Origin of the sequence: Gordonia sp. i37 (assembly GCF_002043085.1) — a bacterium.
GTDB lineage: Bacteria > Actinomycetota > Actinomycetes > Mycobacteriales > Mycobacteriaceae > Gordonia > Gordonia polyisoprenivorans.
Genome location: NZ_MVPX01000552.1, coordinates 1 through 10,279 on the forward strand (window position 1 = coordinate 1; position 10,279 = coordinate 10,279).

The 10,279-nt window shown below is 69.2% G+C and carries 2 protein-coding genes; both read left to right on the forward strand.

Going from position 1 to position 10,279, the window contains the following annotated elements; genetic code table 11:
• Positions 1-9,187 (forward strand): non-ribosomal peptide synthetase (locus B1964_RS27325; protein WP_139765899.1); only part of this gene is annotated, 9,187 nt, incomplete at its 5' end.
• A 163-nt stretch (positions 9,188-9,350) separates the two neighbouring features.
• Positions 9,351-10,279, forward strand: a 929-nt coding sequence (locus tag B1964_RS27330; protein ID WP_216354292.1) for an alpha/beta hydrolase family protein, incomplete at its 3' end; no start/stop codon positions are given.

The following is a 10,279-nucleotide window of genomic DNA, read 5'->3' on the forward strand; positions in this document are numbered from 1 at the left end:
CTTCCTCGGGCGCGTCGACGACCAACTGAAGATCCGCGGATTCCGCATCGAACCGGCCGAGATCGTTGCCGCGCTCACCGCGGCGCCCGACGTCCTCGACTGCCGGGTGCTGCAGGACGGTGTCGCGAGTGCAGCGCGTCTCGTGGCGGCCGTCCGCGTGGGCGCCGCAGCGCAGGCGGTACCCTCTGAGTCAGCGCTGATCTCGTGGTGTGCGCAACGACTGCCCGCCTATGCGGTGCCCAGCCGCATCCTCGTCGTCGACGAGTGGCCGCTGACCGCCAACGGAAAGGTCGACCAGACCGAACTCCTCCGAAAGATGCACTACTCCAGCGGTATCGGCCGGCCGTTGACACCGCGTGAGGAGATGGTGGCCGCCGCAATTCGTGAGTGCCTCGACAGCGGCGACGACCCAGCGGCATCGGCACCGCTCGACCCCGACACCGACCTCGTCACCCTCGGCATCAACTCGTTGACCGCCGCGCGCCTGGCGGCCCGACTGTCTTTGCACGGCAGCAGAATCGGTGTCACCGAGGTGTTCGCCCACCCCACCATCGCCGGGCTGGCGCAGTTGTTGTCGACCTCGCCGATCGTCGACGACGACGCGGTCCCGGACCTGTGGGAGGTCGAGGAGAGCGCCGACCCCGATCACCCGGCGCTGACACCGGAGCAACTCGATCTGTGGCTGCGCTGGCACGCCGACCCCGACCAACCCGGCTACGTGCTCGCCGGCATCGTCCCGGTACCGGGCACCGACGCCCGCGAGATCCGGCGTCGGGTGTCCGAACTGGTCCGCCGACACGACTGCCTGCGCACCGGCTTCCCGGAACTCGACGGGGTGCCCTATCAACGACTGTGGACCGACAACGAGGTGGACGCCTACCTCGGTGCCCTCGATCCCCTCACCGACGTCGACGCCGACGAAGTCCTCGCCGAGATCGCCCGCCGCCCCATCGATCTCACCGTGTCCCTGCCGTGGCGGGTGCGCCTCGTCGACACGCCGGGCGGGTATCGGCTGGTGTGCGTGATCCACCACATCAGCGCCGACGGCGAGACCGCACGCATGCTGCGCCGAGAACTCACAACCGGTCCACCGACCAACTCCGCGCGTCGTCTCGACTACCGGCAGTACAGCAGATGGCGACAAGCGATGGTGCGCACCCACCGCGACCGTCTCACCGGCTACTGGTCGCGGGTGTTCGCCGAACCCATCGTGCCGCTCACCGTGACCGACATGGACCTCGCCGCGACGGGATCGGGAGCCACACATCACGGGCGAGTGGTGTTTCCGACGGAGCTGACCGCGCGGATCGATCGGTGCGCGGCCGCGGTCGCGAGTACCCCGTTCATCGTGGTGCACACCGCGATCGCCGTGGTCCTGACTCGCCAGGCCGCTGCTGCGGAACGCGTCATGACCACCGGCGGCGCGTCGGAATGCACCGTGGGCACGGCGGTGTCGGGACGGACCGATCCTCGATGGAGCACGGTCTGCGGGCTCTTCGCGCGGGCCGTCCCGCTGCGCACCCGCATCGAACCGGACGACACCTTCGCCACACTGTTGCGCCGCAACACCCTCGGCGTTCTCGGGGCGATCGACCATTCGGATCTGCCGTTGGCCGAGATCGCCGCGATCGCCGACCCGGAGCGTGAACGCGCGGGCCGATCCCTCGTCGACGTCGTGGTCGGTGAGATACCCCCGGACTTGAGCGTGACCGGGCTGGATACGACCGGGCTGGATACGACCGGGCTGGATACGACCGGGCTGGATACGACCGGCAGTACTCAGGCCGCACTGGACATCATGCTCGGCCGCGACGGCGATCGGACGTATCTCGCCGCCGCATGCCGGGACTCGGTCGCCGATGCCGGCCGCCTCGAGGCGCTCCTGACCGCCATCACCGAGACCCTGGAAAGCGGCACCGCCGACCCCGCGCTGCCGGTACGCGCCCTGACACGCGCGCCGGTGCCGCAGGCGATCTCTGCCCAGACTTGTGCGCCCCAGACTCTTGCCGAGCTCCTCGATCGTCAGCCCGTGCCGGACGCCACGCGGCCGGCGATCATCGATGTGACACATCGCTTTCCTGGATACGGCGAGGTCCTGTGCCACGCGGACGTCGAGCGGCTGGTGCGGATTCTCGCGTGGGCGTTGCGGGATCGCGGCCTCGGGCCCGGAGACGTCGTCGCGAAGCATCTACCGCGATCGTGCTTCGATGTCGTCGCGACGATGGCGCTGGCCCGTGTCGGCGCCGCATTCGTCAACCTCGACCCCGCGGACCCAACCTGGCGCCGGGAGCGGCTGATCCAGCGCTCCGGGGCGCGCACGATCCTGACGCTGCGCGCCGATCGCCCGCCCCGACTGCCCGTCAGGATCGCGGTCGTGGCACTCGACGACTCCGACCTCTACCGCTCCCGCCGCGTCACCGAGTTCGAGCCCCGACACCGCACCCGCACACTGCAACTCGACGACGTCGCCTACCTCGCGTTCACCTCCGGGACGACCGGGACACCCAAGGGTGTGGAGATCACCCATCGCGGGCTGGCCGCGTGGGCGCTGACCACCGCCGAACGACTCGAACTCGACGACACCGACCGGGTGATGCACACGCACACCACGGCATTCGACGCCCACCTGATGGGTGTGGTGCCGGTGCGCGCGTCGGGCGCGTGCGTCGTCATCTGCCCACCCGAGGTGATGGCCGGAGCCGAACTCGCCACCGAGATCACACGGTCGGCGGTGACGGTGCTGATGACCACGCCATCGGTGCTGAGCACCCTGGACCCGTCCCAGATGGAACGGCTGCGGCATGTGGTGGTGGGCGGAGAAGCGTTGCCACGCACGCTCCTGAGCCGGTGGACGTCGTCGGTGTCGGTGACCAACGAGTACGGGCCCACCGAGACGACCGTCGCGATCAGCAGCGCCACCTACCGTCAGGACACCACCAGCGCCGTGAGCATCGGCACCCTCGTCCCGGATATCGAAGCGCTGGTGTTGGATTCGTCGCTGCAGGCGGTTCCCGACTACACCGTCGGCGAGTTGTACGTCGCCGGAGCCGCATTGGCGCGCGGCTACCTCGCCGACACCTCCACCACCGCCTCGCGATTCGTCGCGCGCCCCTTCGGCGACGGTGACCGCATGTATCGCACCGGCGATCTGGTCCACCGGCGCGGCGACGGCTCGCTGGTGATCCACGGTCGCGCCGACGACCAACTCAAGATCCGTGGCGTGCGAATGGAGGCCGAGGAGATCAACGCCGCGCTCGCCGGATTGCCCGGGGTGGCAGCCGCCGCCAGTGCGGTGCGCACCAACCGGGCCGGTGAGCCACTGCTGGTCTCGTGGGTCATCCCGGCGCCCGGCGATCGGCCGCGTCCCGAGCGGTTGCGTGAACAAGCGCGGACCGTGTTGCCGCGCACCATGGTTCCGGCCGCGATCGCGGTGGTCGACCGCTTCCCGACCCGACCGAGTGGCAAGATCGATCATCCCCGGTTGCCGAATCCGGTTGCCGCGCAGGAGCCGGTGTCGGGAGCGGAGCGAGCGGGCCGAATTGTGCCCGCGAACACGCCGGTCACCACTTCCACCGAACAGCTCGTCGCCGAGGTCCTCGCGGAGGTTCTCGACTGCGCGGGCGCCGAGATCGGCTCGGACACCGATTTCTTCGCGCTCGGCGGAACGTCGCTGTCGGCGGCACGGGTCCGGTCTCGGCTCATCGCACGCACCACCCGTGACCTCGACGCCGACGTCGTGTTCCGCGCGCGGACCGTCGGCGAGCTGGCCCGACGGATCGACGCCGCGGCAGACCTCACCGGCCCGATACCGCACCGCGCGCCGCGTCCCGAGTACCTTCCACTGGCATATCCGCAGCGGCGCATGTGGATTCACCACCGCTTCGATCCCGAGGACACCACCTACCACATCCCGCTCGTCCTGCGGATTCGCGGACCCTACGATCCGGCGCGGATCGTCCAGGCGTATCGCGCGGTCGTAGGTGCGCACGAATCGCTGCGTACCCGCTTTCCCGATACCGGTCGCGGACCGGAACAACGCCTCACCACCGACGTTGCCGACCTCGTCGTCGAGCCGGTGAGCATTGCGGCGGTCCGCGACGCCATCGCGGCGGAAGTCGCACGTCCCTTCGACCTCGAACGCGAGACCGCCATCAGGGCAAGGCTGTTCGTCAGCGGCGACGACAGTGACGAGGGGGAGACCGACCTCGGCGGCGCCTACCTGGTGCTGACCCTGCACCACATCGCCGTCGACGGATGGTCGATGCGCATCCTTCTCGACGACCTGATGACGGCCTACCGGACGGAACTACCCGCCGAGCCGGCACCCGGCTATGCCGACTACACCCGGTGGCAGCGCGACATCCTCGGGGACCCGGATGATCCCACCAGTCGCTTCACCCGCGACATCGACTTCTGGACCACCGAACTCGGTGATGCCGGCGCACCCGTCGTGCTGCCCGGCCCGCCCGGCGACAGCGGGGGCCGGGTGGTGCGGGATGTCGACGCGCACGTGATCACCGCGCTCCGGGAACAGACGTCGGCGTTGGGCGCGAGCGTCTTTCACGCCGTGCACGGCGCCTTGACCACAACGCTGGGTCGATTGACCGGGGAGTGGGATGTCGTGGTCGGGGTCCCCGTGCACGGGCGCTCGGCGCCGCAGTGGGAGCGGGTCCTCGGTATGTTCGTCAACACCGTTGCGGTGCGCACCCGGCTGCAGCCGGGTGCGACTGTTGCCGACGCGGTGGCGTGTGCGCGGGAGGCGCATCTGCGGATCGCCGACCATCAGGAAGTGCCGTACGAGTCGGTGGTGCGTGCGGTGTGCCCGAATGCCCGGTCCACCCACGATCCGTTGACGTCGATCTTGTTGGTGGGGCAGGACGTGGTGCCGGAGCCCGACGCGGTTGTGGCCGGCGCCGGGAGCGAAGCGAGCGGGCCGAATATGCCCGGCGCCGGGAGCGAAGCGAGCGGGCCGAATATGCCTGGCGCCGGCGCCGGGAGCGAAGCGGTGCGTGCGGAGCCGGTGCAGGTGGTGCCCGAGCGTGAGGCTGCCGGCCATGATCTCGAGGTGATCGTCGGCGACCGTGACGGGGCGCTGGTGCTCACGGTGGTGTATTCGGCCCGGGTGAGTGCCCGGACGGCGAACGAGGTGGCCGACCAACTCGTCGACGCACTGATCGGTTTCGCGGGCGCGGGTCGTGGGCTCGTCGGTGAGGAGACCGTGGCCGGGACGGACACCTCGGAGTCGGTGGCGGCGGCGTTCGCGGAGATCATGGCGGTCGATCGCGCGTCGGTGCGTGCGGATACCGATTTCTTCGATCTCGGTGGCACCTCACTGTCGGCGGCGCGGGTGGCCTCGCTGCTCACCCGGCAGCTCGGGTGGACGGTGTCGGCGAAGTGGCTGTTCGACCAGCCGACCGTCGGTGAGCTCGCCGCGCGGCTCGATCGCCGGATCGCCGAGAAGGCGAACGACGGCGAGGTGCGTGTTGCGCCCGACGCCGAAGAGATTGCGACCGAGGGTGGCGACGTCCCGCTGACCGGGCCGCAACGACGGATGTGGATGGCGGCCGAACTCGGCAAACCCGGCTATCACGTACCGGTACTCCTGCCGGTCCCCGGTGGGGCCGGCGCCGGGAGCGAAGCGAGCGGGCCGAATTACCCCGGCGCCGGGAGCGAAGCGAGCGGGCCGAATTACCCCGGCGTGGTGGACGTGCGAACTGCGGTGCGTACGTTGATTGGTCGGCATGCCGCGTTGCGCACCGTGTATCCGATGTTCGACGACGGGCCGCGCCAGCGGGTCCTCGAGACTTGGGAACCGACGATCGATCTGCTCGACGAGGGTGCGATCGGCGAGATGCTTGCGACCCCGTTCGACTCGCTCGCCACCTCTCCACCGGTCCGAATCGGCCTGATCGCCTCCGAAGAGCAGACGGTGTCTGCGGTGCTGGTGGTGGCGCATCACATCGCGCTCGACGGTGAGTCCGCGGTCGTCTTGCAGCGGGAACTGGCCGCGCTGCTCAGCGGGCCGAATTGCATCGGCAGAACGCTTGCGGCGGCTCCGTCGTCCGCGCGGGTGAGCCGCCGGTTGCTGGCCGCCGAGTCCGCTGCGCGTGACCGCGAACTGGCGTATTGGCAACGTGTGCTGGCCGATCCGCCTGCGCCCCTGGTCCTCGATCACCTGCCTCACACCGAGGGCGGGATCGTCCGCACTCGTCGCACGCTTGCAGCGGAGCTGTGGCCGCAGCTCGACGGGGCCGCACGGAGGCTGCGCGTCAGCCGATTCCACCTTGTCCACGCAGCCTTGGCGTGGGCGCTGGCCGTGCAGTCGGGCACCGATGACGTCGTCGTGGCGACCACCACGTCCCTGCGGCGAGACCCCGATCTGTCCGACGTGGTGGGGATGCTGGTCGCGACCGTCGTGCTGCGGACACGTCTCGACCCACGAATGACATGCGCAGAGTGGGTGAATCGGGTTCGAGACGACGATATCGCGGCGCTGGAGCACTCGTGGGTTCCGTTCGACGAGGTGATGCGGGAGATCGGGGTCACCGGCGGGTCGGTCGCTCCCTCGTTGGCGGAGGTGGCGTTGACGGTCGGTGCCGACGCGTCCGATCACACGCTCCTCGATCCGGCCACGATGGGTGACGTCGACGAGTCCCTCACGCCGATGGGGGATTTCGCGCTGCGCGTGATCGTCGAAGACGGAAAGTTACTTTGCGCGCATCGGGCGCAGTGGGCGGCTCCTGCGACCGTCGAGACCCTGATGGCACGCATGGAGACGGCGCTGCAGTTCCTCGTCGACGAGGCCGGAACACGCATGGCCTCGGTCGATCTGCTGTTGCCCGACGAGCAGACCCTGATCGAGGCGAGCGCGCACGGCGCGCCGTACACCGATCCCGCGACACTCGGTGACATGTTCGCCGAACCCGCTGCGCATCAGCCGGATCGCATCGCCATCGAGGACGGCACGACGCTGCTGAGCTATCGGCACCTCGACGACTGGGTGGCGGTGACCGCACACGCGTTGCGCGCGCGAGGTATCCGCAGTGGTGAGCGGGTGGCGATTCTCATCGAACGGTCCGTACGCCAGCAGGTCGCCTTCCGCGCCGTCACCCGGATCGGCGCGGTGCCCGTCCCCGTCGACGTGGCACATCCGCCGGCGCGGATCGACTCAGTTCTCGAGCGAACCGGTGCATGCCCGTTGTACGACAACGATGTTCCGCTGCGCCCCTCCATCTCGGGAGCGTCGGCGACCGGGGTGCCGGTCGCGCGGGTGTCGCCGGCATCCGCGGCGTATGTGATCACCACGTCGGGTACCACCGGCACACCGAATGCGGTGGTCGTCGGGCACCGCGGGTTGCGGCGGCTCGCGGCGATCGCCCCGATCCGATCCGACGACCGGGTGGCGGCGATGGTCAGCGTCGGCTTCGACCCGTCGATCATGGAGATGGTGCTGCCGTTGGCGGTCGCCGGGCGGCTGGTGGTCACACCCGCCGGGCTCACCGCCGGGGCGGAGTTGACCGAGTGGCTTGTCACGCAACGGATCACGGTGTTCATCGCGACGCCGTCCGTGCTCGCGACGCTCGACGCGCAGCGACTCACATCGGTACGACTGGTCTTCGTCGGGGGTGAGGCGCTGTCCCCGTCGATAGCGCGTGCGTGGGCTGCGCGCTGCGAACTCGTCAACGTGTACGGCCCGACCGAGGCCACGGTCGCGGCAACCTTCGCACCCGTGCGCCCGGACGTCGCGGTACGGATCGGCAGGCCCGTCGACGGCACCACCGTCGTCGTCCTCGACCGTTGGCTGCGACCGGTACCACCCGGTGTCGACGGCGAGCTGTATCTCGCGGGAGATGCACTGGCACAGGGGTATCTGGGTGACACCGCGTTGACGTCGGCGCGCTTCGTGGCCTACCCCGGCGGCGGCCGAATGTATCGCACCGGAGACCGGGTGCGTCTCGAGGGCGACGGTGCGCTGACGTATGTGGGCCGGGCGGACCGGCAGATCAAGCTTCGGGGGCAGCGGGTGGAGCCGGCGGAGATCGAGGCCGTCCTGATGGGCGCGGGCGCCACCCAGGCCGCGGCCGTCGTGCGGCCGGGACCCGCGGGGCCGATGCTCGTCGCCTACGTGGTCGGCGTCGGCGGTGCCGAGGCAGAGCGAGCGTGCCGGCAGCGACTACCGCGACACATGGTGCCCGCACAGGTGATCGTGGTCGACGAGATCGCACGCACCGTGACCGGGAAGATCGACACCTCCCGGCTGCCCGCGCCTGCCGGGTCGTCGTCGCACGAGCGTGATTCCAGAAGCTGCAGTGCCGCAACTGATCTGGAGCGTAAGGTGATTTCGGCGTTCGAAGCGGTGTTGGGCTGCGAACCCGGCGTCGACGACGACTTCTTCGCCCTCGGCGGGCATTCGCTTCTGCTGCTGCGGCTGCATGCCGAGATCGTCGATCACACCGGGCTGCGTCCGGATCTGGCCGATCTCGTGGCCCATCCGACCCCGCGCGGGGTGGCCGCCGCACTCGCGCGCGTCGGCACCGACCGGGAGCGCGTCGTCGACTTCGACTGTGCCGAAAACGATTCCGGACTGCCGCTCCTGTGGGCGGTGCACGGCGTGAGTGGCATGCCGACACCGTTCCGCCCGCTGGCTGCGACGTCGGGACATCGGGTCGTGGGACTGCAACTCCCCGAACTGCTTTCCGGTGAGATGCCCGGCAGCATGGCCGAGATCGCGCGGCGTCACGTCGACGCGATCCGCCGTCGGCAGCCGTCGGGACCCTATCGGCTGATCGGGTGGTCGATCGGCGGGAACCTGGCCCATGAGATCGCCCGCCAACTCACCGACCTCGGTGAGCGGGTCGAGCTGCTGGTGTTGATGGACGCACGGACTCCCGACGAGTTGGCACTGGCTCCGGCGCAGGAGGGCACGACGGCCGATGTGGTTATCGCCGAACGATTGCGGGCTCTCATCGCTGCGGTGCGTGCGCATCGGACCGGTCGCGTCGACGTCGACGAGGTGCTCTACGTCGCGTCGGCACAGACCGGTGACATCTCCGGGTGGGAGTCGTTGGTGAGTACGACGCCGCGGGTGGCACGGCTCGACGTCTCTCACGCCGAATTGGGGGAGCCGGATGTGATGGCACGGGTCGCGGAGTTGGTTGCCGACCGTGCCGCCGACCGAGGGAGCTGAGGCCCGACCCACCGCTGGCGTCTTTGCCGACGCGACCAGGAGCATCGGTACAGCAAAGTCGGTGTTTGTGCTGCGTAGAGGGCGTGCTGTCCGTAATGTTCCCTGCGGCAACGAGTGGTGTTGCCGTCGATCCGGGTCGGGGGAGATCTCGGAAGGCTCAGTCATGCGTGGTGGGGGATTCGGTGTGCGGCGTCGTGTGGTCACCGGATTGGTGGTGGTGATCTCGACAGCCGGAGCGCTGATCGGGGTGGCGGGACAGGCGCGTGCGGTCGACCCGGGCACCCTTCGTCCGGGATGCGAGTGGCGGACTCCGGATGAGGAGGCCCAGCACATCCAGACCTGCACCCTCTACTCGGAGGCGTTGGGTCGCAACGTCGTCGTGCAGGTGCGGGCATCGGATCAGGCGCCGGGCCAGACCGAGCAGGCCGTGTATTTCCTCGACGGCCTGGGGTCGAACGACGAGTACAACAACTGGGCGACGCCCACCTCGGGTGCGGTGGCCGCCTACAGCACCAGCTACAACCTGGTGATGCCCGCCGGTGGCAAGGGCGAGTGGGACACCAACTGGCAGTCGGCGCCGACCGGCAGTACCACTGCACCGCAATGGGATACCTTCCTCGGTGAGGAACTGCCCGCCTACCTCAACGAGAACTTCGACATCGGGACGTCGGACAACGCGATCGTCGGTGTGTCGATGTCCGGGGCGCCCGCGATCATCGTCGCGCTGAACCACCCCGAGGTGTTCGCCGTGGCGCGCTCGTACTCGGGTTTCTACGAGACCAACAACCCGCTGGGGTGGGTACTCATCCCGATCATCCAGACCGCGCGCGCCGACATCGACAACGGTCTGTCGGCGATGTGGGGACTCCCGTTGAGCGAGGGCAACACCTGGGCCGACAACGACGTCCTGAGCCGCATCGCCGAGGCGAAGGCCAACGGGCAGACCATCATCATCTCCACCGGCAACGGCATCCCGTCGGTCGGTGAACTCCAACTCGCCTGGCAAACGCTGCAACAACAACCACTTGTGTTGTGGCCGATCCTCATTCCCGGCGCCCTCGTCACCGAGCTACTCGGCGTCGGACTGGAGGT